Origin of the sequence: Pseudoalteromonas sp. SD03 (assembly GCF_040937955.1) — a bacterium.
In the GTDB taxonomy this organism is placed as follows: Bacteria; Pseudomonadota; Gammaproteobacteria; order Enterobacterales; family Alteromonadaceae; genus Pseudoalteromonas; species Pseudoalteromonas tetraodonis.
The window spans coordinates 75,650-99,865 of record NZ_CP162514.1; the positions used below are offsets into that span (position 1 = coordinate 75,650).

The following is a 24,216-nucleotide window of genomic DNA, read 5'->3' on the forward strand; positions in this document are numbered from 1 at the left end:
CAGTTAAATCACGCTTATAATATTGATTTAAAAAGCATCGTATATTGTTGGAATAGGCTGGCGCTTATGTTGCGTGCGCTGGTAAATTGCAATTAGCGTTTCTTCTACATGACTTGAAACTGCTTTACCTTCTAAAAAGTCATCAATTTCTTCATAACTTAAGCCAAGTGCTTCTTCGTCTGTTAGTCCTGGTCTATCACTTTCTAAATCCGCTGTTGGTGCTTTCTCAACTAAAAGCGCAGGCGCACCCAATGTGGTTGCTAATGCGCGAACTTGGCGTTTTGATAGGCCAAATAAAGGAGCCAAATCGCATGCACCATCACCAAATTTAGTGTAAAAACCAGTAATATTTTCAGCACTATGATCGGTACCGACCACTAAGCCTTGGCAAAAGCCGGCTATTTCATATTGCGCAATCATGCGTTGACGTGCTTTGACATTACCTTTAATAAAATCGATTTTATCTTGCGAAGGGAGTGTTTGTTCGGTACCCGCGAGAGTTGCCATTGTCTGCTCATGCAGTGCATCGGTTGCGGGTTTAATGTTTACTGTCATGCGGGTGCTCGGCTTAATGAAATCAACCGCCATTTGCGCTTCACTTTCATCAGCTTGAACGCCATAAGGTAGGCGTACAGCAATAAATTGATAATGAGTGTCAGGGTGTTCTTGGTTTAGCTCATCAATAGCAAGTTGACACAAACGGCCACAGGTCGATGAATCTACACCACCACTGATCCCTAGTACAAGTGAGGTTGAATATGCCGCTTTTAAACGTGCTTTAATAAAATCCACTCGGCGTTTAATTTCAGCGTTTACATCAATCGAAGGCTGAACTTTCATTTCAGCCATAATCTCGGCGCGCATGGCCCGCTCCTTTAGTTAAATAATTTTTACGCTCTACATAGAGCAACTATTATGTGATTTCATATTTATGAATTAAAGCCCTAAGTGAGCTTTTATTTGTTTAAGCTGGACTTTTAGCTCATCAATTTCTGCAAGTAAGTCATTTAGCTCAGTGTTTTTTATATCATCAGTGTGTGTTTGTGCCTCAAGTGAAGCCTCGTTCACAGATGATTGATCTGCAAATAAATGAATATATCGACAATCCCGTTTACCTGATTCGCGCGGCATCTTTTTAACATGATTGCTTTGAATTAGTTGTTCAAGTGACTTTTCAACATCATCAATACGAGCAAAGTCGGCAAGGCGGCTACTGCGTGTTTTTAATTCGCCAGGTGTTTGTGCGCCTCGCAATAATAATAAACAAATAATCGCCCTTTGCCGTTGATCAAATTGCAGGTGACTAAACTCAGTATTACAAAAACGATGATCGTATTTATTAACTCGCCCAGACAGCCCTTCATTTACAGTGATTAATCGCAGACTGATTAATTCATCAACGGTTGTTTGAACTTGCTCTTCTGTATAATTAACAACTGGCGCGCGATTCGATTTTTGATTACAGGCATTTGTTAATGCATTTAACGATAAAGGGTAGTGCTCAGGTGTTGTGCTTTGTTTTTCTAATAAACAACCAATAACGCGTTGTTGCTCCATTGATAATTGCAATTGCATACCTTATCTCACCTAATAAATTCTATTTTTAGCTTACACTGTTATTTGCTTGTAAGCCATTGCTGGAGCTTAGAATGAAGAGTTGTGGCATTGAGGGGTTTAGTTAAATAGTCATCCATACCAGTGGCCAAACATTTGTCTTTATCACCCTGCATTGCGTTTGCGGTAAGCGCTATTATTGTTATGTTTTTATTTACCTTGCCTGCTTTGCCTTCTCTGATGGCAATAGTTGCTTGGTAGCCATCCATCGTAGGCATTTGGCAATCCATTAATATTAATTGATAAGTGTTAGCTGGGTTTTGATTCAACGTTTCAACTGCCTCAGCACCATTTTCAGCAATCTCAAATGTCACGTTCAACTGTTTTAAAAAAGCAGCGGTAACAACTTGGTTAATTTTATTATCTTCTACTAATAAAACATGCGCCGCGAGTGTATCTGTCATAACCTCAGTGGCAGCAAGCAACTTTAGTTGTGTATCAACGTGTGTTTGCTCGATAGTGCTTTTTGCAGTCAGCGCATTTTGTAAATCAAAAGGGGTGAGTGGTTTAAATACGAGGGTTTCTTCGGTTAATGGTAAGGTCGCGTTTTTATTTGTATAACTCATGGGAGCCATAATAATTAAATGGCCGCTACTTCTTGTTAAAAACTGCTTAAGTGCGAGTGCTTGAGCTTCGTATAATGGTTCAAATAAAGCACTGTCAACGAGCACAATGTTTGGTGGGGTATCTTCATGGCTATTAATGTAGGCACTTATAGACAGGTAATCGCAGATCGTGCTGACCTTAGCCCCCCAGCGAGTTAATTGTTTTTTGGCAATAGTGGTATTAAGTAAGCAATCATCAATAACCCAAATACGCTTATTTTTAATTGCTTGATATGCTTCGTGCTGTTGAACTAATTGAGGGATTATCTTTATAAAAAAGGAAAATGTACTGCCTTTATTTGGTGTACTGCTCACACTCACTTTGCCACCCATGAGCTCACACAGCTGCTTTACAATAGCAAGACCCAGGCCTGTGCCACCATATTGGCGTGTGGTTGATGTGTCTGCTTGAGTAAATGAATCAAATAAATGGGGCTGTTTCTCTGCGCTGATTCCTATACCTGAGTCAGCGATTGCACATTCTAAAACTGTGGCGCCAAGTGTGTGGGCAATTTTAGCGGTTATCAATATTTCACCGTTTTGGGTGAATTTAACGGCATTACCAATTAAGTTACTTAAAATTTGACGTAATCTATTCGGATCGCTAATAAATTCACTGCTGGTGATATGTGTTGCATCCAAAATTAACGTGGTGTTATTTTGCTCGGCTTTTAATGCAAATGACTCAACCACTTCACCCAGTAAGCGAGGTAAATTAAATTGAATATTTTCAATGTCTAACTTGCCAGCCTCTATTTTAGAAAAGTCTAAAATATCATTAATAATTCCTAACAATGACTCTGCAGATGATTGTGCAAGTTTAATATGATGCTTTTGTTGTTGATCTAATTGGGTTGCTTTAACAATATTAAGCATTCCCAACACCCCATTCATGGGTGTGCGAATTTCATGGCTCATACTGGCTAAAAACTCACTTTTTGCAATCACAGCTTGTTCTGCGGCTTCTTTTGCCTTGACTAGTTGTGCCTCTGTTTCTATACGTTGTTGGCTAGAGTAAAGGCTGCCAATTAAAGCCCCTACAGCAATTAAAAAGCTTTCTTCATTATGGCTCCATGTTCTAACTATATCTTGCTCAGCACAAACTATTCCAATAGAGCCACTGCTTGCAGGAATAAGAACACACAGCATCGCCTTGACTGAAAACGGTTGAAGGTAGCTTTCTTTGATGGGGGCTAAGTAGGGATGTTGTTGAGCATCATCAACACAAAATATCGCTTTTCGTTCTATTGCGGTAAAAAAGTCAGGAATAGTTTCTTGCAGCCACGGAATATTATTTTCGCTACCTGAACGATTAAAACTCGCAAATTGCATTAGCTGGGTTCTTTGTTGGTTAAACAATTTTATACTGGCGCAGTTTACCTCAAGGGCTTGGCAAATAGACTGCGTGATTAATTCTTTAGATTGGCTTAGTTTGCCATTTAATATTTCATCACTCACCGTTAAGGAGGCCAAGGTTTCGTTAAAACGAGCAATTTTGCGATTTTCTAATTCTACTTTTTTACGGGCATCAATATTTTGTAATGAACCAAATATTCTTACACAACGGCCATTTTTATGTTCAGCTTCACCGTGAACAAGTGCCCATACAGGCTGACCATTTGCATTGATCACTTCAAGCTCAGTTTCGTAACTTTCACCATGCTTAATTGCTCTTTCAACCAGTTTAGCGATTTTTTCTCTACTTTCACCTTCTTTAAAATAGTTTAAATTTTCTGACCATTTTGGTTGCTCATCTAATGGGTATTCAAATATTTTTTTAGTCATATCTGACCAAAACACGTGTTTTTTTTCTAAGTTAAACGACCATGCACCGACTTGTGCTAAATTACTCATCACCTCAAGCATTCTTTCGCTTTCTTGTTCACGGTTGAGTATTTTTAGATAAAACAAAAAGGCAGAAATGAGCAAGCCTAACACGGTTAAAATAATGAACCGTAAAGGCCAGATCGAAGAACTCACTGGTTGCCAGCCTTGCTTGGGTATAACATAAAGCTGCCAAACACCTCCTTGAAAGTTTAAAGTAAATTCTAGAGGGTCTTGATCAGTAATAGAGGGGTCACCGAAAAAAAACTCACCTTGCTTACCTAATCCATTACGTCCTTGTATTGCTATATTATAATTTTGCTGTAGCTCAATAACCCCCGAGTTTTCATAAACTTTTTCTATATCGAGTACCACTGAGAGCAATCCCCAAAAGGCGTTATTTTCTGGCAAGTATACTGGTACGCGCGCAATCAAGGCTTCGCTGCCTTGGACAAGCTGAAGTGGACCTGCCATCACGATCGTATTCGTGTCTCTTGCTTTAATGGCATCTTCGCGCTGTGCTTTATTTTCCAAAAAATTAAGACCTATCGCTTTTTCGTTACCTTTAAGCGGATGGGTCATTTTTATTACCATGTCTGGCGCCGCGCCAATGTTACGTAGCTCATTTGAGGTTTCAAAAAGTGGGGCTGCAATTTGTTCAAAGCGAGTTTGATCTAAGTTTGGCTCAGCGGCAACAGCAATAGCTAAGCCACGAATGAGTTGAATATTAGACACTAGTACAGCTTCAAGTTGTGCTCTATAGGTACTTACCTGCGACAGAGTGCGTAATCGATAAGCATCTTTCTCACGGTGATAATTGACGTGATCAAGCACCAAGCTGATAGTGATTATCAACACCAGCGATAATAAAAAAGTCAGCTTAGCGTTATTAATTCGGGTGCGTTTGTTTTTGCGCTGCGGGGACATAGAATGTAATTAAGTTGTTAATCAAGGCAGGCTAACTATAGTCAATTTATCGAAGAAATAAAAATGGCGCAGTTAAAAATGCGCCATTTTATTTTTATAATTAGTAGTTTAGGTGTGGTTATGAGTCGCTAACTTCGCGCGCCCAATGCTGTTGCTTTGCAACGTGTAATTTGCGGTAACCATCAAGAAGTGCTGCATGCTTTTTAAAGCCCTCAAGCGATAAGCCTGGGAAAGTTAAGCCGTTAAATAATTTACGACCTTCAGCAATTTCAATAGCAAGCGTGACATTGTCGCTACCAAACATTAAACCTAATGCATCTTGATAACTTGCATATTCGCGCTCGTCATCATATTTAATTTCAAGGATTGCTTTTAAGCAACGAAAGTGACGCATCGCTTCGTCGTTTACTTGACCGGTATGCAAAATCCAATCAACCCAGTCAATAGCTTCTTCATTACCCGCCGCTAAGCATAAGTGTGCTTTAAGCTCACCAATGCGTAGTGTGTGCCAAGGTGTATCGGCGTCGGTTGCTAAGCCAATGAATTCAGCTGCGCGAATAATATCGCTATGGCCTGCTTCTTCGAGGTTGTCGTAAATTTCCATCCATTGTTCGCTGTCGTACTGATCAAGCGATAAGAAGTCTTCGCGGAATTTAGCGCCTTCATTATTGTTGCGCCAAATTAACTCATCTACTGGATAAATGTCTGACATACCAGGAACTAAAATACGACATGCATACACGTTTAAGTGGGTGTAATCCATAATATATATATCGTGACCCATGCTATGAATTAAATCAGTACAGAAGTTGTATTCTTGCTCAGTTGAACCACTAAAGTCCCAATGTACAAATTCAAAATCTGCTTCAGAGCGGAAAAAGTCATGTGAAATTAAACCGCTTGAGTCAATAAAGTGCAGTTCAATGTTCTCAGGAGTAGCGACTTCGTCGTTATCAAATGTAGCAGGTTGGAATACGTCTAGTTGATCTAGGCGACGACCTTGCAGTAATTCAGTAACGGTACGCTCTAGCGCTACTTCAAATGAAGGGTGGGCACCAAAAGAAGCAAATACTGACCCATCAACAGGGTTTATAAGCGTGACACTCATTACTGGGTATTTACCGCCTAGTGATGCATCCGCAATGCGTAAATGGAAGCCATGGCTTCGTAGCTCTTCACAAGCTTCATGAATTTTAGGGTATTGTTTTACCACCTCTTCAGGCACGATTGGCAAGCTGATACCTTCGGCAATAATGCGGTTTTTAATAGCGCGCTCAAATACTTCAGATAATCCCTGAACACGGGCTTCAAATTTAGTATTACCAGCACTCATGCCATTAGAAACAAAAATATTACCAATCACATTCACCGGAATATAAATGTCTTGATTGTCGCGCTGACGAGTGTACGGCACAGAACAAATACCACGTTCGAAATTGCCAGAGTTAAAGTCATAAAGATGTGATGCAGTTAATTCACGCTCTGGGTCAAAATAATCCCATAAGCTTTCATCCATAATACCCTGTGGTATTTCATCGTTTTCAACTTTAAACCATTTCTCGTTTGGATAATGAGTAAAGTCATCATTGGCGAACTCTTCGCCTAAGTAAAAATCAGCAAAAAAGTAGTTACAGCTTAAACGCTCAAAATATTCACCTAGCGCAGAGGCGATAGAGGCTTTATCAGTGGCACCTTTACCATTAGTAAACATCACACCGCAGTCGCTATCTTTTATATGAACTGAATAACAGTTTGCTACAGGGTTAAGCCACAGCGCTTCTTCAATATTAATATTTAGCGCTTTTAGCTTGTTTTGCATGGTAGAGATAGACGATTCTAAATCGCGGTCTTTACCTTTAATAAATGTTTTTTCAGTCATTTTGATCTCAACTAGGTCTGCACAATACATGAACTGTGTATTATCGTGGATTTTGATGTTTATTTCACCCTTTACCCGCTTTTCGTAGCGTTTTTAATAGAACGATTATGAATATATGCTAATAATAGTTTATTGAAATAGTTAAAGGGTATATTTATGTTTAAAGTAATCAAACGGTTGCTATTGGTTGTTGTGGTTTTAGCGCTCGCCAGTACTGCAATTGTTTACGGCGTTTTGACCTTAAGTTTGCCAGCCCTTGATGGTAAAGGCCGAAGCGATGCGGTAACACAGCCCGTTAAAGTCGCTCGTGATACGCTTGGCCAAGCCGTTATTACTGCAACTACTCGTCATGACGCTGCCTATGGCTTAGGGTATGCTCATGGGCAAGACCGCTTTTTTCAAATGGATTTATTACGTCGTAATGCGGCCGGTGAGCTAAGCGAACTATTTGGTGAAGCCGCGCTTGGGCTTGATAAAAAAATGCGTTTTCACCAATTACGTAAACGCAGCCAAGCTATTTTAAAAACCCTCCCGAAGGCCGACAAACAGCTGCTACGCAGTTATGCCCAAGGTGTAAATGAAGGCCTTGCACAAGTAGGGTACCCCAGTTTTGAATATTTACTCACGGGGGCTGAGCAAAAACCTTGGCAAAGTGAAGACAGTTTATTAGTTATTTTTAGCATGTACCTTGATTTACAGTCATCTACATTTGAGCGCGACCAAGCTTTAATTCAAATAGAGCAGCAATACGGTGCTGAAATGGTAAGTTTTTTAACTCAGCCTAGCCAATATCAAGCCGCATTGGATGGCAGTCAACTCGCTCTTTTGAATAACCCAATCCCCGAACTTTTATCGCAACCAATCACCGCGATTAAACCCATTACCGCTAACTTAGAAGTGGGTAGTAATAATTGGGCGGTCACCTCAAATTTAACCAACACTCAGGCTGCGATGCTCTCTGATGATATGCATTTATCAATGGCTGTGCCGGTTATTTGGTATCGAGCCCAATTAAACTATTCATTAAATAATAAACCCATGCAGGTAACGGGTGTCTCGCTTCCGGGAGCGCCGGCGATTGTAGTAGGCACAAATAACAACGTTGCATGGGGGTTTACCAACGGGTATTTAGATACCGCCGATTGGATTGCGCTTAATAGCGATAGCAAAATGTGGCAAGTAGATGAGCCTATTGCATTACCCAGTGGCAAAGTAGAAAGTCACTCTCTTACGCTCAGTGAATACGGTCCGGTAAAATACATTAATGAAAAGCCTTACGCACTGAGCTGGGCTGCACATCAACCATACGCCGTTAATATGCAGCTATTACAGCTTGAGCAAGCACAGACTGTTGATGATGCGCTTGATATTGCAAGTGACGTAGGTATTCCTGTGCAAAACCTGCTGGTGGTCGATGACCAAGGAAATGCAGCATGGAAAAATATGGGCGGTATACCTGCGCGAACAACACCCAGTGAATTAGCCGTAAAAGAAGAAGATTACTCCGCGCTTTGGCAGCAAAACGAAATCGATCGACCTTTTATTAAAAATCCTGAAAACGGGCGGTTGTGGACAGGTAATTCTCGAGTGGTATCTGCTGATGATAACGTCCGTTTTGGTAATGGCGGTTATGCGCTTGGGGCACGTGCAACGCAAATTCGCGATAGGTTATTTGAAAAACAACGTTTTAATGAAAGTGATTTTTATCAGTTGCAGTTAGACAACCAAGCACGATTTTTAATGCCTTGGCATGCCTTATTGCTTGAGCAGTTAAAAAAACAGCCCGCGCGCTATAAAGATCATATAAATGCCCTCGAAAACTGGCAGCAATGCGCTTGCCCGCAATCAATAGGGTATACCTTAGTAAAGACGTATCGTGATGAATTGATAAATATTTTATTTAGCAGTATTGAGACAACACTCAACCAGCAAGATGGCACATTAAAATATGTGAAACGTGATTTAGAGCCTGCTGTTTGGCAGTTAATAAAGGCTCAGCCAACAAGTTGGGTTAATCCGCAGTTTACTAATTGGGAGCAGCAATTACAGGGTGCCTTTGAGCAAACACTCACGCAGTTAACATCAAGGTTTGGTAATAACATACAAAACTGGCAGTGGGGAAAAGTAAACGAATTAGCGATTGAGCACCCGTTTGCTAAACAAATGCCCATACTAAATAAGTTACTTAACATGCCAACAGCCCCCGGATTTGGTGACAGTTATATGCCAGCGGTGCAAAAACGTAGTTTTGGCGCATCACAGCGTTTTATTGTTCAGCCTGGGCACTTAAAGAATGCTATTTTAACGATTCCGGGTGGGCAATCAGGGCACCCACTTTCTGAGTTTTACCGAGCTGGTTTTGATGAATATGTAAAAGGCAAGCACACGCCATTATTACCGCAAGCATTAATGCATCAAATTGAAATTGCACCAATGAACGACTAGCCTTGGATGCAAAGTGAGCTAAATAAGTAGTAATAACGTTTTATAACCCAGATAAAGCAATTATAGGAAAACAAAAATGAAAAAATTACTACCGGCATTAATCACCAGTTTACTGTTAAGCAATTATGCATTTGCGGATGAAAACCCTGTTACGGCTACACAATTAAGTGAACATGTTTATGTGTTATTTGGTCAAGGCGGTAACATTGCCGCAAGCGTGGGGGATGATGGCATTTATATTATTGACGATCAGTTTGCCAAGCTTTCCGACGATATAAAAAAAACCATTAGCGACTTAAAGCCAGGCAGTGCCGAGTTTGTAATTAATACCCATCATCATGGTGACCATACTGGTGGTAACGAGAACTTTGCCAAAGCGGGCGCACATGTGATTGCTCACGACAATGTGCACAAACGCTTAAAAGAAAAACATGGTGAGGGTTCTGATTACTTACCGCGTATTAGTTTTAGCCATGATTTAAAACTGCACTTTAACAATGAGCATGCGCATGTTGTGCACTACTCAAATGCACACACAGATGGCGACTCGGTTATCTTTTTTAGTAACGACAACATAGTGCACATGGGCGATATATATTTTAACTTTGGAAGCTTACCTTTTGTTGATGTAGATAGTGGCGGTAGTGTTGATGGTGTTTTAGCTGCGGTTGATGATGTGATCAAACAAATTGATGAAAAAACAGCCGTTATTCCAGGGCATGGCCCGATAAGCGACCGTTCAGGGCTAATGACGTATCGTAAGCTGGTACAAAAAGCGAAAGATGTTATGCTTAATGCTATGCAAAACGATGCCAGTTTAGAGCAAGTCCTCAAAGCCGATCCATTATCAGAACTTGGCCTTGAATATGCAAACTGGTTACCAAAAGAGCGTGTAACCACCCTTTTTTATCGCAGTTTAAAGTAGCGCCTAGCGCGAACCATAACGCATAGACCTAATTAAGCTGAGCATTTGTTCAGCTTTTTTGATTTTTACGTGCCTAAAGGAGTTGTATATGTCGGCAGAAAAAACCCATCTTGAAATTTGTAACTTAAGCAGAGAACAATACCCACAAATTAAAACCTTGATGGACGAAGCGTACCCTGATTTAGGCGGCGCATGGCCAAGCCATACAATTTTTAGACTTATAGATCAGTTCCCTGAAGGGCAAATTGGTATTGTTGATGATGGCGTGCTTGTGGGTTTAGCGCTGAGTGTCCAAGTAGATTATGCACGTTTTTCAAACCCGCACACCTATGAAGATATTGCTGATGGCCATGACCGTGTATTTAGTGATACCACAGGTGACGCGCTATATGGTTTAGATGTTGCTATTAGTGAGCAGTACCGAGGCATGCGATTAGGGCGTCGTCTTTATGATGCCCGTAAAGAATTATGTCGCCAATATAACTTACGCGCTATTTTAGCGGGTGGCCGCATTCCGCGTTATTACAATCACAGCGACGATATGACGCCAATGGAATACATTGCCAAGGTGGATCAAAAAGAGATATACGATCCTATATTGAGCTTTCAATTAGCTAACGATTTTCAGGTAAAGCGTTTACTTAAAAAGTACCTTCCAGAGGATCAAGAATCAGTAGGTTATGCCACGTTACTTGAGTGGAATAACATTATGTTTGAGCCAACCGATACCGTTATTGAGTCGACTAAATCAATCGTACGTGTTGGGGCTGTGCAGTGGCAAATGCGCTGTGTTGAGTCGGTTGAAGAAATGCTTAAGCAAGTTGAATACTTTGTTGATACGGTGTCTGATTATAAAAGCGACTTTATTTTATTTCCGGAGTTCTTTAACGCGCCATTGATGGGGTTAACTGAGCAAAGTAATCAAACCGAAGCCATTCGTTATTTAGCTGAATACACTGAAACTTTTAAAAACGCGATGTCGCGCATGGCAATTGAGTACAACGCGAATATTATCACCGGCTCTATGCCGCTTGCCGAGGGTGATAAAATCTATAACGTGAGTTACCTGTGCCACCGCAGTGGCAAAATAGATGAGCAACGTAAAATTCATATCACCCCGCATGAACATAATGATTGGGTGATTCAAGGCGGTGATAAAATAGCGGTATTTGAAACCGATGCCGGTCGCGTAGGGATTCAAATTTGTTACGATGTTGAGTTTCCAGAGTTGTCGCGTATTTTAGCAACCCAAGGGCTTGATATTTTATTTGTGCCATTTTGGACCGACACCAAAAATAGTTATTTACGTGTTCGCCACTGTGCACAAGCGCGCGCTATTGAAAACGAATGTTATGTGGTTATCGCAGGTTCGGTGGGTAATTTACCTGAAGTAGAAAGTTTAGATGTGCAGTATTCGCAATCTGCTGTTCTTACACCGTCTGACTTTTCATTTCCACACGATGCCACACTAAATGAGGCCACCACCAATACCGAAATGCTATTATTTAGCGACTTAGATATGGACAAGTTAAAAATACTTCACAGTGAAGGTACCGTGCGTAACTTAAAAGACCGCCGCAGTGATTTATATGAAGTGATATTGAAAAAGAGAGATGTTTAATGGCGTGGATGTACTTAATAATTGCAGGGTTACTTGAAATTGGTTGGCCAATAGGCCTAAAAATTTCACAAAACCCAGATACCCGTTGGCAAGGCATTGCAATTGCAATCGCGTTTATGGTCGCAAGTGGCTTTATGCTTTGGTTAGCGCAAAAGCAAATCTCTATGGGGACTTCTTATGCGGTATGGACGGGGATTGGCGCAGCAGGTACGTTTTTAGTTGGTATATTATTTTATGGTGATGCAGCCACTTTTGGCCGTATTGCTGGTGTATTAATGATTATTTGTGGTGTCATCACCTTAAAAATTAGTCATTAATTGTTAGATTAAAAAACAAGCGCAGATTTATACCTGCGCTTTTTTTAACTACTTGGCAGCATAACCAATATGGCAGCCACTGCAATCAGCACTAGCCCCGCACTGTCTTGGCGCTTTAGCGGCTGCTTTAGCCATAAAATAGAGATTAACATGGTAAAAAATACTTCTATTTGACCGAGCGTTTTTACATAGGCGACATGCTGTAAGCTCATGGCACTAAACCAGCCGACGGAACCTAAGCAGCTAAATACACTCACTGCACTTGTCATTTTCTTATATTGATACATCATTTTAAAGGTATGGCGCTCTTTTAAAGCAATGTATATACATAACATCAATGTTTGTAAGCTAATAATCAGTAACAAAACCCACGCGGGTGCATAAGGAAAAGCAATACCCGAGCTTAAACTCGCTTCGCGGATCCATGACGATGACAACGCAAACGAAGTACCGCAAGCAAGCCCTGTTAAGGCGGTTTTTAAGCTAAAATGTTTCACATTCGCAATGCCGCTTAATAGCAATACAGCGAGTGCGCCAATAAATACACCAATCCAACCTAAAAATGAAAGCGCCGAACCAAAAAATAGTAATCCTAATATCGCCGCCATTAGCGCTTCGCTTTTAGCAAGGCCCGCGCCTACTGCAAAATTGTTCATTTTAAACAACTTCACCATGAGCCCTGTGGCAATAATTTGCACTATGCTGGCTCCAATAATATAGCTAATAAATAAAGGATTAAATGAAGGGAGAGGCGCATCTTGGTAATAATAAAGCGCATATAAATACAGCCCTGCAATAGGGCTTGCGACAATAAAGCGGGCTAGAGTAACGCCAGCAACGCTGACATGAGCGCTTAATTTGCTTTGCAGCGCATTACGCCATGACTGCATAAATGCGGCAAAAATAGTGAGTAAAATCCAAATCATCTTAAACAACATACAAAAAAGTGGAGAGCTAATTTAGCAGTACTCTGGCATTAAAGCGACCATCAAAAAGGGATAATGAATATTCATCACCTGCGACAATTTGCCACAGTGACGCACTGCTTAAATCGGCTATAGTGTGAGGGATGTTACTGCTAGCCGCCAGAGCTCAGGTTATTTATATTTGGCGGCTTTTTTCTATTTGCTGTGTTATTTTGGGTCATAAATAATAACTCGAGAATTATAATGACGATTTTATTGGTTTGCGCCTTAATTGCAGTGATCATGCCTTATGTTGCGAGAATCCCAGCTATTATAGAAATGAATAAGCTCGGTGGTTACGATAATAAACATCCGCGGCAACAACAAACACAACTTACAGGACTCGGAGCACGGGCGCTGGCTGCTCATCAAAACTGTTTTGAATCGTTAGCGGTTTTTGCCGTTGCTTTGGCTGCTGTATTAGGCACAAACAATGTTAATGCCGTAACCGAAACTTTAGCGATGACGCATATTGTAGCGCGTATTTTATTTTGTACTTTTTATTATTTAAACCTCGATATTATTCGCTCGATCACTTGGCTGGTAGGAATAGGCACCGCTATTGGCATGATCGCCGTCTGTTTATAACGAGAATAAGCAAAAACCACAAAGCAAGCAGCCTAAAAGGGTGCTTGCTTTATAGTCTTAAACACCTATTCCCATTAATGCGATATGTTAACTCGCTCTATTAAATCACTTTTTGTAACTGTACTGTTGAGTGCAAAATCAAGTTGTATTAGTGCGTTTTGTTGTCCCATTGATGAAGGTGTATATTGCCATTGCATCAGTGCTCTTTTTGCTTCTTTGTTAAAGACTGCTTCTGGTTCAGCTTTTACAACAGTAATGTTAGTTGTTTTGCCTGCTGGGGTTATGTCGTATTTTAATACCACTGAACCGCTAATGCCTTGTTCCGCCGCTTGTTTTGGGTAAAGCGGTTCGATTCGCATTACGGGAGCGATAGATGTTTCTTTTTTAGCTGATGCTTCAGGTTGCTTTGCTACAGCTAAGCCACTGAGCAAGCTCGCAGCGATAAGTAACACGCTTCCTTTTGCTAGGCGCGAATGTGCGCCGTTATGTTTGATATTAGTAAGTCGTTGTAACATGGTTTTTTTATCTCCGTAGTGTGAATAAGCCATCAGACCCGCTGGCGCATTGGCAGCGCAGTTTATTAAGGCTTTGCTGTATAAAATTTGTTGCTGTGTGGTTTTATTGCTTAGTACCCGTTCATCACAAGTTAGCTCCTGCAAACGTCTACAGCTTGCGTAAGCCATCCAAGCCAGAGGGTTAAACCACAATAAAATTGTAGCCAGTAATAACAGCACATTTATAAGGTTGTCTTTGCGCTTTATATGCACGTTTTCGTGCTCTAGAATAAGCGCCAGAGTAGTATTATCAAACTGAGTATTATAATTGTGCGGCAATACCAGTTTGCTATTAAAAACACCAATGACCATGGGCGTAGCCACCTGAGCGCTGGTATAAGTTTGTACTCCTATTGTTAATTGCTTAAAATGCGCTAACTCAGTGAGCTGTAGGCCTTTAACAAATCGGGTATGGGTAACAACAGCGGCAATTAATAATACCGTGGTAATAATGACATACAGTAGCGCTAAACTAACACTCAAGCTGTTTGTAAGTACCTGATTAGGTGTAATTAAATAGTAACTAATGCCGCTATTTTGCAGTGGCTTAATTGCACTAGGTAAATTAGCCAACAGAACTGATACAGGTATTAACCAAGCTAATTTATACACAAAGCGTGAACCAAGGGTTTTTAAGCCAAAGCGCTCAAGTAAAACAAACCCTGCAAACAACAGACTTAATAATAGCTGCTGTTCAATGAGCCAATTAAATCCTATTTGAATCGCCATGCTAACTCCTTACTTTTGATTCTTTTCCCAGTCATCAATGACTTTTTTAAGCTCGTTTATATCTTGCTGAGAGAGTTGCTCCGATTTAGCGAAGCCACTTACCAAAGGAGCAATACGACCACTAAAAAAGCGCTCTATGAAGTTCTTACTCTCTTTTAAAGTATAATCAGCACGCTTTATACAGGGGGTGTAAATATATTGGCGGCCGTCTTTTTCAAAGCTAAGCGCGCCTTTTTTTACTAAACGACCCAATAAGGTTTTAATGGTTTTTTCGTGCCATTGTTTATCGTCACTTAAACGCTCAATAATTTGGCTGGCTGTGGCGGGGTAGTTAATCCAGAGTGCATCCAGCACTTCAAATTCTGCTTTTGATAATTCGATCATTTCATTGCCTACAAGTGTAATCTTTTATTTAAGACTACACCTGTAATCTATTTTTGCAAGTTTATTTTTTGTTTTTTAATCACGCTAAAGGGAGGGGATTAGTGTGAGCTTATTGGCTTAAAATATCGTTTTTGTTAATTTTTATAAAGTGGTTTTCTGGGAGGTTTAAATTATCTAATAGTAATTCACTGATCTGTACGCGGTATAAATCAATGACTGTGTAGCCACAGTAATGCGCCATTTTACGTATTTGTCTGTTGAGCCCTTGTTTTAAAACAATACTAAATTGATTACTCGCTATTTTAACTACTTCACAAGGTCGTGTTATTTGCTTATCAACGGGGACGCCTGCCGCCATTTTTTCACAAAAATGCGCGTCTAATGGTTTATTCACAGTGACTAAGTAGCGTTTAGGTTGATGAAAGTCTGGATGAATCAGTTGATTACAAAAGTCTCCGTCGTTGGTCAAGATAATTAAACCACGAGAATCTTTATCAAGGCGGCCAATAGGGTAAACACGGGTAAGTTGAGGCAGGTGATGAATAAGGCTGCTGGGGTCGTGATGATTGAGTTTACAGTCAATCCCTACCGGTTTGTGATAGGCAAAGTACACTAAATCGGCTGGGCCTTTAATGGCGTGACCATTAACGATAACACGGTCGTTTTCGTCCACATGATCAATATGATTAGCGGGGCGATTATTAACGATGACAACGCCTTCATCAATCAAGCGCGACGCTTGTTTTCGTGAGCAAATACCGGCATGAGCAATGTATTTAGCAAGTCGAATTTTTGTATCCATAATGCCGTGTAATTAAAAAATATTGATCGCGATTATAGCAAAGCTGCGTATTGATTACTTGGACAGTTAATTTAACAGTAGGTAGGTTACTATGGGTATTCAATTTTCAGAACTAAAAAAGCATCAGCCATTACAAAAAGTGGTTGTTCATTCACTGGAAATGGCCTTGTACCAAGTGTCTGTTGTCATTAATAATGTTGAATACTATGTACAAGAAAGTAATGGTGAATTTGTGAAGGCACTAAGCCCATTACATATTCAAAAACGCTTTGAAGATATCGCCTATGCACAAATGATGCTAAGGCACACCAGTGCTTATGATGAAATGTGTGGTCAACCAGAAAAAATTTCCAGTAATATGCTCGAAGTGCCCTTTGGGCAAAACAACCTGTTTTAATATCAGGTATTTGCTAATATAGGTCTATTTGGAATCATCCAATGTACCTATTACATCCCGATAATTCTGAGCAATTAAATCAAGCACTGCGCGCGCACATGCTTGAGTTTAATGCTCAGCACTTCGACGCACAGCGTCAACCTCTTGGCTTTAAATATCTCGATAAACAAGGTGAGTTAGTTGCAGGCATAAGCGGTCATGTGTTTGGTAACTGGTTGCTAATAAGCTGGTTATGGTGCGATGAATCGGTACGAGGCAATGGCTTGGCTGATTCGTTATTAATGTCATTAGAACACGCGGCAATTGAACAAGGCGCTGCTCAGGCTCAGCTTGACACCTTAGACTTTCAAGCCAAACCTTTTTATGAAAAACGGGGTTACCAAGTTAAATATCAACTTGATAATTACCCACTTAATGGCACTCGTTACTTTATGGAAAAACCGCTAATAGTGGCTGAATAACGCTGATTGGAGCGTTATTTTTTTGCTGTTAATGGCGTACCATCAAAGGTAACACCTAAAAATGGGGTCGCTTCAGGCGCTAACATAAAGGTGCGAATATTCATATGGTCGTCTGCATCTGGGTTGTTTAGCACATCTTCGCGATAAAATGCCCCAAAACAATCTAATGTATTTTGCTTACTAAGACCATTGAGCTTTGCAAATGCAAAAATCTTGCATGAACCGTTATTCTCACTCGCAGAGCTCAACAACCCATGGTTACTAAAGCTGCATGCAGTAAAAGTATAATGCTCATCAATAACGGCCATAGTATCAGCAAAAGCAATGCTTTTAGGCTCATTCGCGAGCGTTGTTAAGTAGTTTGTAAGCGTCATACGCTGTCCTTGTTATTATAAGATATTGTTAGTAATTACCCCTAACCTATCTTATGATTGACTTATATTCAATTGAGCCAACAAAACAAGCATAGTTTATTTACCAATTAAGTGGGTTAACGCATGAATGTTGGTTATTTCAATATCAGCAAGTCCTTTGTAGGCATAGGCTTGTGCTTGATTATTTAACCACACAGACTGGCAGCCAGCGTTATTAGCACCTTGCACATCGCTATCAAGGCTGTCACCTATGTGTAAAATTTCACTGTTGTTAATACGCAAATGTGTTGCAGCTTGATCAAATAAGGTCGTATGTGGTTTAGCTTTACCGTGCAAGCCAGCTTGCAACACCAGTTCAAACTTATCTTTTAAATTAAAACGCTCAACCTCTACATTACCGTTAGTAATGGCAATTAATTTGTAGTGCTGGCTTAGTTTATCGAGCAATGTTAGTACGTCTTCGCTCACTTCAATATTACTGCGCGCATCAGCAAATGCTTGATAAGCACTGTGTGCATGATGCTCTACTTCATCGTCTTTAAAACCAAGCTCAGACAAAACTAAGCGTAGGGTATGTTTACGCCACTGAGTGACGTTATCAATGAGTTCAGGTTGGTGTTGAACAACTCGCTCACGGCATTGTTGCCAAAACTGTGGCCCCTGTTTTTTATAGCCTGGCAGCGCATTTAAATAATCAATTTGCGCCTGAACGGCTGCGGTTATGATTGGGCGGTTGTCGTATAAGGTGTCGTCTAAGTCAAAGCTTAGTACAGAAAAAGGAGAAATTGCGCGATTAAATCGGATCATGGTTATTACCCTAATCGGTTCGTTTTTTAGCACGTGGATGGGTGTTGTCGTACACCTTAGCCAAGTGCTGAAAATCTAAATGAGTATAAACTTGGGTTGCAGATAAACTACTGTGGCCTAATAGCTCCTGTACTGCTCGTAAATCGCCAGACGATTCTAAAATATGCGACGCAAATGAGTGGCGTAATTTATGCGGATGCACTTGTGAGCTTATACCTTGTTTAATGCCCCATTCTTGCATTCGCAAGCGGACTTGGCGCACAGAGATACGGTTTTTTTTACTACTTAAAAATACCGCGTGTTCGTCTGCGCCCATAAATAGCGGCCGAACCGCGAGCCATTTCTTTAATGCCTCAAGGGCCTTAGAGCCAACCGGTATTAGCCGTTCTTTTGCACCTTTACCACGTACCAGTATTTCACCATTACGGGCGTTTATATCCTGCATGTTAGCACCAACTAACTCGCTAATGCGCAGACCTGATGAATACATGAGTTCCATCATGGCTTTATCTCGAATGGCAAGTGGATCGTCATCGGGGATTTCGAGTAAACGTGCCATTTGGTCAACATCAAGATTTTTAGGTAAAGGCTTGGCAAATTTAGGGCCTTTTATCCCTTGCGCGGGGTTATGGTAATGCGGTTGCTCAGTAATATTTTTTGCTTTTAAAAACTTATATAAACTTCGAATGCAGCTTAGCTTTAAGCTGATTGTTCTGCCGCTCAGTTGCTTAGCGCGCAGCGCCATGCTGTAACGGCGAATGTGCTCACTTTGTACGGCAAACCAATTGTCGCATAGCTTATTAAAATACAAGGCGGCAAAACCTAATTGGCTAACATATTGATTGACGGTGTGCGCTGAATACTGGCGTTCAAATTTTAAGTAATCACTAAATAATGTAATGGGTGTACGCCAGCTATCGCTTAAATCGCTAATATTTGGCGTGTCGTCGCTCATGCCAGTTCCAGTAACCGTATTTGTAATGAGCGTACAAAATCTAACACAAATAAGTTATCTTGTGAGGGCTCAAAGTGGTTCTCATCGTGGCTGCCAAAAGCCAAAATTGCGTAGGGGTTAGTGGGTTCGCCAATTAAATACAGGGCAGTCGATTGGGTATCCTCGTTAAAGAGTAAGTCGCGCTCTTGCTGATTTACCCGCCCTAAATAATGATTACTATCTGACAATCTATGCTTTACTAAGCCCTCAAACGCGCTGTCGTATCTTACGAGTTTGCACTCATTAATAGTCGGGCTCATGCAAATAATGTTGCGTAAGTTACTTGCCAAAGTATTAAAGTCGTAATTGCTCCAAAGCTGACGATGGCATTGACTGAACAAGCGGTACACGAGTTCATTTTGCGTGGCATACTTGGTCATCGTCTCGATTTGATGTTTTAACTGAGTATTATGTTCACGTAGTTGACGTTGCTGAATATGTACTAACGAAGTCGCCCCCTGAACTTGCTGTTGTAACTCAAGTTGCGCTAATAGCGCAGGTTGATTTAGTAAAAAATCAGGGTGCTGTTGTAAGTAATCTATTACTTGCTGTTTAGTTAATTCACTCATAGTGCAACTTGCCCATCAAATACATGTTCAGCGGGGCCTGTCATACGCACTGGGTGGCCTTCGCCACTCCAGCGAACTTGTAAGCTACCGCCCGGTAAATCAACTTGCACTGTGCTGGTGAGCTTGTTTTGAATAAAGCCAATCACCATAGCGGCACACGCACCGGTACCACAAGCAAGTGTTTCGCTTACACCACGTTCCCACACTCTGAGTTTAATGTGTTCTTGAGAAATAACCTGCATAAAGCCAATATTTGCGCGCTGTGGAAAACGTTCATGATTTTCAAGCAACGGGCCAAGGGTACTCACTTGTGCCGTTTCAATGTCGTCTACTTCCATGACGCAATGCGGGTTACCCATAGAAACAGCACCACTAAAAACGGTATGTTCTTCTGCACGAATAATATAAGTCAGCTCACGTTTGGTTGCTTTAAGCGGGATTTTACTCGGCTCAAAATTAGGGTGTCCCATGTTAACCGTTACTTGGCCGTCTTTTTCAATATACAGGGTGAGGTTACCAGATTTAGTTGAAACGCTAATTTTATGTTTATTGGTTAAGCCTTTCATGCGCACAAAGCGGGCAAAGCAACGGGCGCCGTTACCACATTGTTCTACTTCGTGGCCGTCGGCATTAAAAATCCGATAGTGAAAATCGAGATCGGGTGAGTAAGGGGCTTCAACCATCAGTAATTGGTCAAACCCAATGCCGAAATGGCGATCGGCCAGCTTTTTGATTTGATCACGGGATAAAAAAACGTTTTGTGTAATGTTATCAATCACAACAAAGTCGTTACCTAAGCCGTGCATTTTGGAAAAATTAACTAACATAGCGCTCTAATTCGGTTTTGCTCTGCGCTAATCATGCCACAGAGCAGCTAGTTGGCAAAAACGTTTATGGTAAAATTTTCTCACCTTGGTATAGGCTTTCGATGGTTTCGCGTTCGCGAATAAGATGATGTTGCTCACCATCTACCATTATTTCGGCAACCCGTGGGCGTGAGTTATAATTTGAACTCATTGTAAAGCCGTACGCTCCAGCGCTACGCTGCACTAACAAGTCACCTTGCTTGAGTGCTAGAGGGCGGTCTTTACCTAAAAAGTCACCGGTTTCACACACCGGCCCAACCACATCATAGTTGTGGGTAGGTGTTTCGTCATCACGCACCGAGACAGGAATAATTTTTTGCCACGCTTGATAAAGTGATGGGCGCAACATGTCATTCATACCCGCATCAACAATCGCAAAGTACTTGTCTTGATTTTGCTTAATAAACTCAACCTGAGTCACTAAAATCCCAGCGTTAGCGGCAATAGCTCGCCCTGGTTCAAAAATCAGTTCAAGGTGGCGATAATTAGTAAGGCGCTGTGTTACTTGTGCTGCATACTCACTCGGGTGGGGAGGCTGTTCGTCGTCGTAGGTTACGCCAAGGCCTCCACCAATATCTAAATGGCTTAACTCAATACCTGCATTTTTTAACTCATCAATTAATGCCAGTAGTTTATCAAGCGCCTCTAAAAACGGTTTGGTTTGTGTCAGCTGTGAGCCAATGTGACAATCAACCCCAACTATATTTAAGCCAGGTAACGACGCAGCATGTTGGTACACATTTAACGCGGTTTCGATACCAATGCCAAATTTGTTTTCTTTTAGGCCAGTAGAAATATACGGGTGTGTTTTAGCATCAATATCAGGATTAACACGAATAGAAATTGGCGCGTCTAGATTAAGCTCACACGCTACTTCTGAAATGCGCTCAAGCTCTGAGATTGATTCAACGTTAAAACATTTAATACCTAATTCTAACGCATAAGCAATTTCGTCAGCGGTTTTAGCAACCCCAGAAAACACCACTTTATTGGCTGCGCCTCCCGCTTTGATGACCCGCGCGAGCTCGCCTTTTGAAACAATGTCAAAACCCGCACCAAGTCGCGCCAGTATATTTAATACTGCAATATTTGAATTTGCTTTAACGGCGTAGCACACTAAGCTTTTATGATCTTGAGCTGCATTGGCAAACGCTAAATAATGGCGTTCAAACGTCGCTCTTGAATACACATAACACGGTGTACCATAGTGCTGTGCAATCGTTGCTACGCTGACATCTTCAGCAAATAGTTGGTTGTTTTTATAATTAAAAAAATCCATTTACTGCTCCTGTTTTTGCTCAATAGGTGTTTGCTTTTTGGGGGTGTCTGTTGGCTGATTTTGTTCAGTAGGCTGCTCTGGTAAGTACAGCGGGCCGCTTTGACCACAGCCAGCTAACGCACACAACAAAACGGTGCTGATTAATAGTTGTTTTAATTGTAAGGTATATGTCGCTTTCATTAGATTAATACGGTTGCTGGCTTTATAATCGCAGAGTAACAGAATATCTAAAAAATGCAGCTATTCGCGGATGATTTTATTCCTGTTACACTAGCTGTACAAACATGCACCCATTATTTAGGCGTCTTGCCTGCAAAGGAAATTAACGATGACTGATCACGAATATCACCAGTTAGCAGAAGCTCTTATGTTCACAATTGAAGAACAAGTTGATGATTGTGAAGCAGATTTAGATTATGAATCGGCTCAAGGTATTTTAGAAATTATTTTTCCAGATCGCAGTAAAATTGTGATTAATAAGCAAGCACCGTTGCATCAAGTGTGGGTGGCAACAAAATTTAACGGTCACCATTTTGAAATGCGTGATGGTCAATGGATTGATAACCGCTCAGGCGCAGAGTTTTGGAGTTTCATCAATGAAGCGTCAACACGTCAAGCGGGTCAAGAAATTAAGTGGCAATCATCGCTATGAGTTTAGAGTTTGTTCAATACCCAGCTCAGGGAACGCATAAAGCCACGGTTATTTGGCTACATGGTTTGGGTGATTCTGGTGACGGTTTTGCCCCAGTAGCGCCACAGCTCGATTTACCCAGTGAACTAGGTGTGCGTTTTATCTTTCCGCATGCGCCTATGCAGGCCGTTACTATTAACGGCGGTATGCAGATGCGCTCATGGTATGACATTAAATCGATGGATTTAGACAAACGTGCAGATGAACAAGGGGTTAGGGAGTCTGCAGCAAAAGTTGAGCAATTAATAACGCAAGAAATGGCTAACGGCATACCGGCGAACAAAATTATTTTAGCGGGATTTTCACAAGGTGGCGTCATATCGCTACATTTAGCCCCGCGTTTAGAGCAAAAGCTTGCTGGCGTTATGGCACTATCAACCTATATGTGTGTGCCACATAAATTGGCTGATGAAGCAAAGCAAACACAGCTAAATATATTTATGGCTCATGGGAGCCAAGATGACGTTGTACCGCATAGCGCGGGTAGAAGTGCGTTTGAAGTATTATCAACGCATAACATGGATGTGAGTTGGCAAGAATACCCTATGGGGCATCAGGTTTGTACACAAGAGTTACAAGCTGTGCGCCAATGGTTAATTTCTCGCTTAAGTTAGTTTAGGAGCCGCTGAGGGTCAAAATGAGTCAAAAAATAGTAATAACAGCAAATGTAAAACGTGAACCACAGGTTAGCGAACCCAGCGTAAGCTATGAGTGGCATTGGCGTCGGATTGTGAGTATTTCTATGTTGGTGATTATGACCTCTGCAGCGGTTATTTACGGCCTGTCTAGCGCTGTGAATGCTGATCAAGGGGCGCCGCATCCTAATGAGCAGCTCGATTTTACTGAGCAACAAACAGCAATTGTGTCATTAAGCGATGATACTGCAGCATCAGCAGAGAGTGAAAACGCAACAGATGCTGATGAGGAGCCGCTGAGCAGTGTCGCAATTGCAGCACCTAAAATCCTTTCCCCAGGTGAGCAAAAACCAGCTCCTATTACCGAACAAGTAACATCAGAGCCTGAAGTTCAACAAAGTATTATTGAGCAAGAAGTAGAGCCAACGATCACTGCTGAGCCTGAAGAAGCAGCCATGGCTGCAACAGATAACCAAACGCCTGAAACCGAAACGGCCAGTGAAAAACCGGCTGAGCAAAAAGTATTTGCTGAATCAGCACAAGTTGCGAGTGTGGCCATTGGCGCCAAAATAGATACCGCTACTATTAGCCGCGCCGTATTGACGCGCAGTGTGAGTAATCGTGAACCAACCAATGTATTTGCCGCCGATGTGCGTTTAAGCCAATTTGAAGAATCATTGTCATTTTTTAGTGAGCTTAAAAACTTACAAGGTCAGCAGGTAAAGCATATTTGGTTATTTGAAGGCGAAGTGATGGCGGAAGTGTCGCTCAAAGTTACTTCTCCGCGCTACCGAACTTACTCAACTAAAAATATTATGGATTCCCAGTTAGGGAATTGGCGCGTTGATGTGGTTGATGAGCGAGGTTTACTCATTGCGCAAAAAGAATTTAGAATTTTAGCTGATTAAATCGCCCTCAGATAGAACAGGTTTTAATCCTGGAAGGTCAACAGACCCCAGTAATT

General features: G+C 41.3%; 25 protein-coding genes. 10 read left to right on the plus strand and 15 right to left on the minus strand.

All coding sequences use genetic code 11. The features are described 5' to 3' along the window. Positions 1-27: 27 nt before the first annotated feature. The 4 genes from nadE to ycaO form a co-directional block, all read right to left on the minus strand. Positions 28-864, minus strand: a complete 837-nt coding sequence (gene nadE / locus ABZP26_RS00395; protein WP_013463707.1) for an ammonia-dependent NAD(+) synthetase — start codon at positions 862-864, stop codon at positions 28-30. Between the two features lie 72 nt (positions 865-936). Beyond that, the gene (locus ABZP26_RS00400) at positions 937-1,569 is read right to left on the minus strand and encodes a YceH family protein (protein WP_368485603.1); all 633 of its coding nucleotides are present in this window, start codon (positions 1,567-1,569) and stop codon (positions 937-939) included. A 47-nt stretch (positions 1,570-1,616) separates the two neighbouring features. Next, positions 1,617-4,970 (minus strand): ATP-binding protein, encoded by a 3,354-nt coding sequence (locus ABZP26_RS00405; RefSeq protein ID WP_368485204.1) that lies wholly within the window; start codon positions 4,968-4,970, stop codon positions 1,617-1,619. Positions 4,971-5,088: 118 nt separating this feature from the next. Beyond that, positions 5,089-6,849, minus strand: a complete 1,761-nt coding sequence (gene ycaO / locus ABZP26_RS00410) for a 30S ribosomal protein S12 methylthiotransferase accessory factor YcaO (RefSeq protein WP_013463710.1) — start codon at positions 6,847-6,849, stop codon at positions 5,089-5,091. Between the two features lie 156 nt (positions 6,850-7,005). On the opposite strand from ycaO, the gene ABZP26_RS00415 reads away from it, so the two are divergent. The 4 genes from ABZP26_RS00415 to ABZP26_RS00430 all read left to right on the plus strand — a co-directional run bounded on the left by ABZP26_RS00415 (position 7,006) and on the right by ABZP26_RS00430 (position 12,157). Further along, a complete protein-coding gene (locus ABZP26_RS00415; RefSeq protein WP_368485205.1) occupies positions 7,006-9,294 on the plus strand; it encodes a penicillin acylase family protein in 2,289 nt (762 codons plus the stop codon). A gap of 76 nt (positions 9,295-9,370) precedes the next feature. After that, on the plus strand, positions 9,371-10,219 hold the full coding sequence (locus ABZP26_RS00420; protein ID WP_368485206.1) for an MBL fold metallo-hydrolase: 849 nt from the start codon (positions 9,371-9,373) through the stop codon (positions 10,217-10,219). Between the two features lie 88 nt (positions 10,220-10,307). Further along, a complete protein-coding gene (locus ABZP26_RS00425) occupies positions 10,308-11,840 on the plus strand; it encodes a bifunctional GNAT family N-acetyltransferase/carbon-nitrogen hydrolase family protein (protein ID WP_016900226.1) in 1,533 nt (510 codons plus the stop codon). Beyond that, a complete protein-coding gene (locus ABZP26_RS00430) occupies positions 11,840-12,157 on the plus strand; it encodes a multidrug efflux SMR transporter (protein WP_016900225.1) in 318 nt (105 codons plus the stop codon). Before ABZP26_RS00425 ends, ABZP26_RS00430 begins: the two co-directional genes overlap by 1 nt. A 44-nt stretch (positions 12,158-12,201) precedes the next feature. Here ABZP26_RS00430 and ABZP26_RS00435 read toward each other — a convergent pair whose 3' ends face one another. Further along, positions 12,202-13,083 (minus strand): DMT family transporter, encoded by an 882-nt coding sequence (locus tag ABZP26_RS00435; protein ID WP_013463714.1) that lies wholly within the window; start codon positions 13,081-13,083, stop codon positions 12,202-12,204. A gap of 243 nt (positions 13,084-13,326) precedes the next feature. On the opposite strand from ABZP26_RS00435, the gene ABZP26_RS00440 reads away from it, so the two are divergent. After that, positions 13,327-13,710 carry an MAPEG family protein gene (locus ABZP26_RS00440; RefSeq protein WP_368485207.1) on the plus strand — a complete coding sequence of 128 codons (384 nt, stop codon included), beginning with the start codon at positions 13,327-13,329 and terminating at the stop codon, positions 13,708-13,710. Positions 13,711-13,784: 74 nt separating this feature from the next. Here the strand turns inward: ABZP26_RS00440 and ABZP26_RS00445 are convergent, their stop codons facing one another. The 3 genes from ABZP26_RS00445 to ABZP26_RS00455 all read right to left on the minus strand — a co-directional run bounded on the left by ABZP26_RS00445 (position 13,785) and on the right by ABZP26_RS00455 (position 16,179). Next, complete coding sequence (locus ABZP26_RS00445) at positions 13,785-14,993, minus strand: TonB family protein (RefSeq protein ID WP_368485208.1); 1,209 nt, start codon at positions 14,991-14,993, stop codon at positions 13,785-13,787. Between the two features lie 9 nt (positions 14,994-15,002). Then, the gene (locus ABZP26_RS00450; protein WP_013463718.1) at positions 15,003-15,377 is read right to left on the minus strand and encodes a BlaI/MecI/CopY family transcriptional regulator; all 375 of its coding nucleotides are present in this window, start codon (positions 15,375-15,377) and stop codon (positions 15,003-15,005) included. Positions 15,378-15,486: 109 nt separating this feature from the next. Further along, entirely contained in the window at positions 15,487-16,179 is a 693-nt protein-coding gene (locus ABZP26_RS00455) for a pseudouridine synthase (RefSeq protein WP_013463719.1), read from the minus strand. A 91-nt stretch (positions 16,180-16,270) separates the two neighbouring features. On the opposite strand from ABZP26_RS00455, the gene ABZP26_RS00460 reads away from it, so the two are divergent. Beyond that, the gene (locus tag ABZP26_RS00460) at positions 16,271-16,576 is read left to right on the plus strand and encodes a DUF6482 family protein (protein ID WP_013463720.1); all 306 of its coding nucleotides are present in this window, start codon (positions 16,271-16,273) and stop codon (positions 16,574-16,576) included. 41 nt (positions 16,577-16,617) lie between these two features. Beyond that, a complete protein-coding gene (locus ABZP26_RS00465; RefSeq protein WP_368485209.1) occupies positions 16,618-17,037 on the plus strand; it encodes a GNAT family N-acetyltransferase in 420 nt (139 codons plus the stop codon). A 14-nt stretch (positions 17,038-17,051) separates the two neighbouring features. Here ABZP26_RS00465 and ABZP26_RS00470 read toward each other — a convergent pair whose 3' ends face one another. From ABZP26_RS00470 to ABZP26_RS00500, 7 genes are all read right to left on the minus strand, one after another. Continuing rightward, positions 17,052-17,411 (minus strand): HopJ type III effector protein, encoded by a 360-nt coding sequence (locus ABZP26_RS00470; RefSeq protein ID WP_024601980.1) that lies wholly within the window; start codon positions 17,409-17,411, stop codon positions 17,052-17,054. A 96-nt stretch (positions 17,412-17,507) separates the two neighbouring features. After that, positions 17,508-18,218, minus strand: coding sequence for an HAD-IA family hydrolase (locus ABZP26_RS00475; protein ID WP_013463723.1), 711 nt, complete (start codon positions 18,216-18,218; stop codon positions 17,508-17,510). Positions 18,219-18,228: 10 nt separating this feature from the next. Then, positions 18,229-19,173: a tyrosine recombinase XerC gene (locus ABZP26_RS00480; protein ID WP_013463724.1), complete on the minus strand. Its 945-nt coding sequence runs from the start codon at positions 19,171-19,173 to the stop codon at positions 18,229-18,231. Further along, a complete protein-coding gene (locus ABZP26_RS00485) occupies positions 19,170-19,781 on the minus strand; it encodes a DUF484 family protein (protein WP_368485210.1) in 612 nt (203 codons plus the stop codon). The genes ABZP26_RS00480 and ABZP26_RS00485 overlap by 4 nt, the downstream gene beginning before the upstream one ends. Further along, positions 19,778-20,608, minus strand: a complete 831-nt coding sequence (gene dapF / locus ABZP26_RS00490; protein ID WP_013463726.1) for a diaminopimelate epimerase — start codon at positions 20,606-20,608, stop codon at positions 19,778-19,780. The genes ABZP26_RS00485 and dapF overlap by 4 nt, the downstream gene beginning before the upstream one ends. Before the next feature lie 64 nt (positions 20,609-20,672). Beyond that, the gene (gene lysA, locus ABZP26_RS00495; protein WP_368485211.1) at positions 20,673-21,926 is read right to left on the minus strand and encodes a diaminopimelate decarboxylase; all 1,254 of its coding nucleotides are present in this window, start codon (positions 21,924-21,926) and stop codon (positions 20,673-20,675) included. Next, positions 21,927-22,106, minus strand: a complete 180-nt coding sequence (locus tag ABZP26_RS00500; RefSeq protein WP_036980845.1) for a lipoprotein — start codon at positions 22,104-22,106, stop codon at positions 21,927-21,929. It abuts the gene before it with no gap. Between the two features lie 148 nt (positions 22,107-22,254). On the opposite strand from ABZP26_RS00500, the gene cyaY reads away from it, so the two are divergent. From cyaY to ABZP26_RS00515, 3 genes are read left to right on the plus strand one after another with little or no spacing between them, the layout of a single operon-like run. After that, on the plus strand, positions 22,255-22,578 hold the full coding sequence (gene cyaY / locus ABZP26_RS00505) for an iron donor protein CyaY (RefSeq protein ID WP_013463729.1): 324 nt from the start codon (positions 22,255-22,257) through the stop codon (positions 22,576-22,578). Then, positions 22,575-23,231, plus strand: a complete 657-nt coding sequence (locus tag ABZP26_RS00510) for an alpha/beta hydrolase (protein ID WP_368485604.1) — start codon at positions 22,575-22,577, stop codon at positions 23,229-23,231. The genes cyaY and ABZP26_RS00510 overlap by 4 nt, the downstream gene beginning before the upstream one ends. A 23-nt stretch (positions 23,232-23,254) precedes the next feature. After that, positions 23,255-24,160, plus strand: coding sequence for a DUF2914 domain-containing protein (locus tag ABZP26_RS00515; protein WP_368485212.1), 906 nt, complete (start codon positions 23,255-23,257; stop codon positions 24,158-24,160). Positions 24,161-24,216 lie beyond the last annotated feature (56 nt).

Excerpts from the sequence above, each read along its gene's own strand:
- nadE (WP_013463707.1), bottom strand. The coding sequence starts at position 864 with ATGCGCGCCGAGATTATGGCTGAAATGAAAGTTCAGCCTTCGATTGAT.
- ABZP26_RS00405 (WP_368485204.1), bottom strand. The coding sequence starts at position 4,970 with ATGTCCCCGCAGCGCAAAAACAAACGCACCCGAATTAATAACGCTAAG.
- ycaO (WP_013463710.1), bottom strand. The coding sequence starts at position 6,849 with ATGACTGAAAAAACATTTATTAAAGGTAAAGACCGCGATTTAGAATCG.
- ABZP26_RS00415 (WP_368485205.1), top strand. The coding sequence starts at position 7,006 with ATGTTTAAAGTAATCAAACGGTTGCTATTGGTTGTTGTGGTTTTAGCG.
- ABZP26_RS00420 (WP_368485206.1), top strand. The coding sequence starts at position 9,371 with ATGAAAAAATTACTACCGGCATTAATCACCAGTTTACTGTTAAGCAAT.
- ABZP26_RS00425 (WP_016900226.1), top strand. The coding sequence starts at position 10,308 with ATGTCGGCAGAAAAAACCCATCTTGAAATTTGTAACTTAAGCAGAGAA.
- ABZP26_RS00430 (WP_016900225.1), top strand. The coding sequence starts at position 11,840 with ATGGCGTGGATGTACTTAATAATTGCAGGGTTACTTGAAATTGGTTGG.
- ABZP26_RS00435 (WP_013463714.1), bottom strand. The coding sequence starts at position 13,083 with ATGATTTGGATTTTACTCACTATTTTTGCCGCATTTATGCAGTCATGG.
- ABZP26_RS00440 (WP_368485207.1), top strand. The coding sequence starts at position 13,327 with ATGACGATTTTATTGGTTTGCGCCTTAATTGCAGTGATCATGCCTTAT.
- ABZP26_RS00445 (WP_368485208.1), bottom strand. The coding sequence starts at position 14,993 with ATGGCGATTCAAATAGGATTTAATTGGCTCATTGAACAGCAGCTATTA.
- ABZP26_RS00450 (WP_013463718.1), bottom strand. The coding sequence starts at position 15,377 with ATGATCGAATTATCAAAAGCAGAATTTGAAGTGCTGGATGCACTCTGG.
- ABZP26_RS00455 (WP_013463719.1), bottom strand. The coding sequence starts at position 16,179 with ATGGATACAAAAATTCGACTTGCTAAATACATTGCTCATGCCGGTATT.
- ABZP26_RS00460 (WP_013463720.1), top strand. The coding sequence starts at position 16,271 with ATGGGTATTCAATTTTCAGAACTAAAAAAGCATCAGCCATTACAAAAA.
- ABZP26_RS00465 (WP_368485209.1), top strand. The coding sequence starts at position 16,618 with ATGTACCTATTACATCCCGATAATTCTGAGCAATTAAATCAAGCACTG.
- ABZP26_RS00470 (WP_024601980.1), bottom strand. The coding sequence starts at position 17,411 with ATGACGCTTACAAACTACTTAACAACGCTCGCGAATGAGCCTAAAAGC.
- ABZP26_RS00475 (WP_013463723.1), bottom strand. The coding sequence starts at position 18,218 with ATGATCCGATTTAATCGCGCAATTTCTCCTTTTTCTGTACTAAGCTTT.
- ABZP26_RS00480 (WP_013463724.1), bottom strand. The coding sequence starts at position 19,173 with ATGAGCGACGACACGCCAAATATTAGCGATTTAAGCGATAGCTGGCGT.
- ABZP26_RS00485 (WP_368485210.1), bottom strand. The coding sequence starts at position 19,781 with ATGAGTGAATTAACTAAACAGCAAGTAATAGATTACTTACAACAGCAC.
- dapF (WP_013463726.1), bottom strand. The coding sequence starts at position 20,608 with ATGTTAGTTAATTTTTCCAAAATGCACGGCTTAGGTAACGACTTTGTT.
- lysA (WP_368485211.1), bottom strand. The coding sequence starts at position 21,926 with ATGGATTTTTTTAATTATAAAAACAACCAACTATTTGCTGAAGATGTC.
- ABZP26_RS00500 (WP_036980845.1), bottom strand. The coding sequence starts at position 22,106 with ATGAAAGCGACATATACCTTACAATTAAAACAACTATTAATCAGCACC.
- cyaY (WP_013463729.1), top strand. The coding sequence starts at position 22,255 with ATGACTGATCACGAATATCACCAGTTAGCAGAAGCTCTTATGTTCACA.
- ABZP26_RS00510 (WP_368485604.1), top strand. The coding sequence starts at position 22,575 with ATGAGTTTAGAGTTTGTTCAATACCCAGCTCAGGGAACGCATAAAGCC.
- ABZP26_RS00515 (WP_368485212.1), top strand. The coding sequence starts at position 23,255 with ATGAGTCAAAAAATAGTAATAACAGCAAATGTAAAACGTGAACCACAG.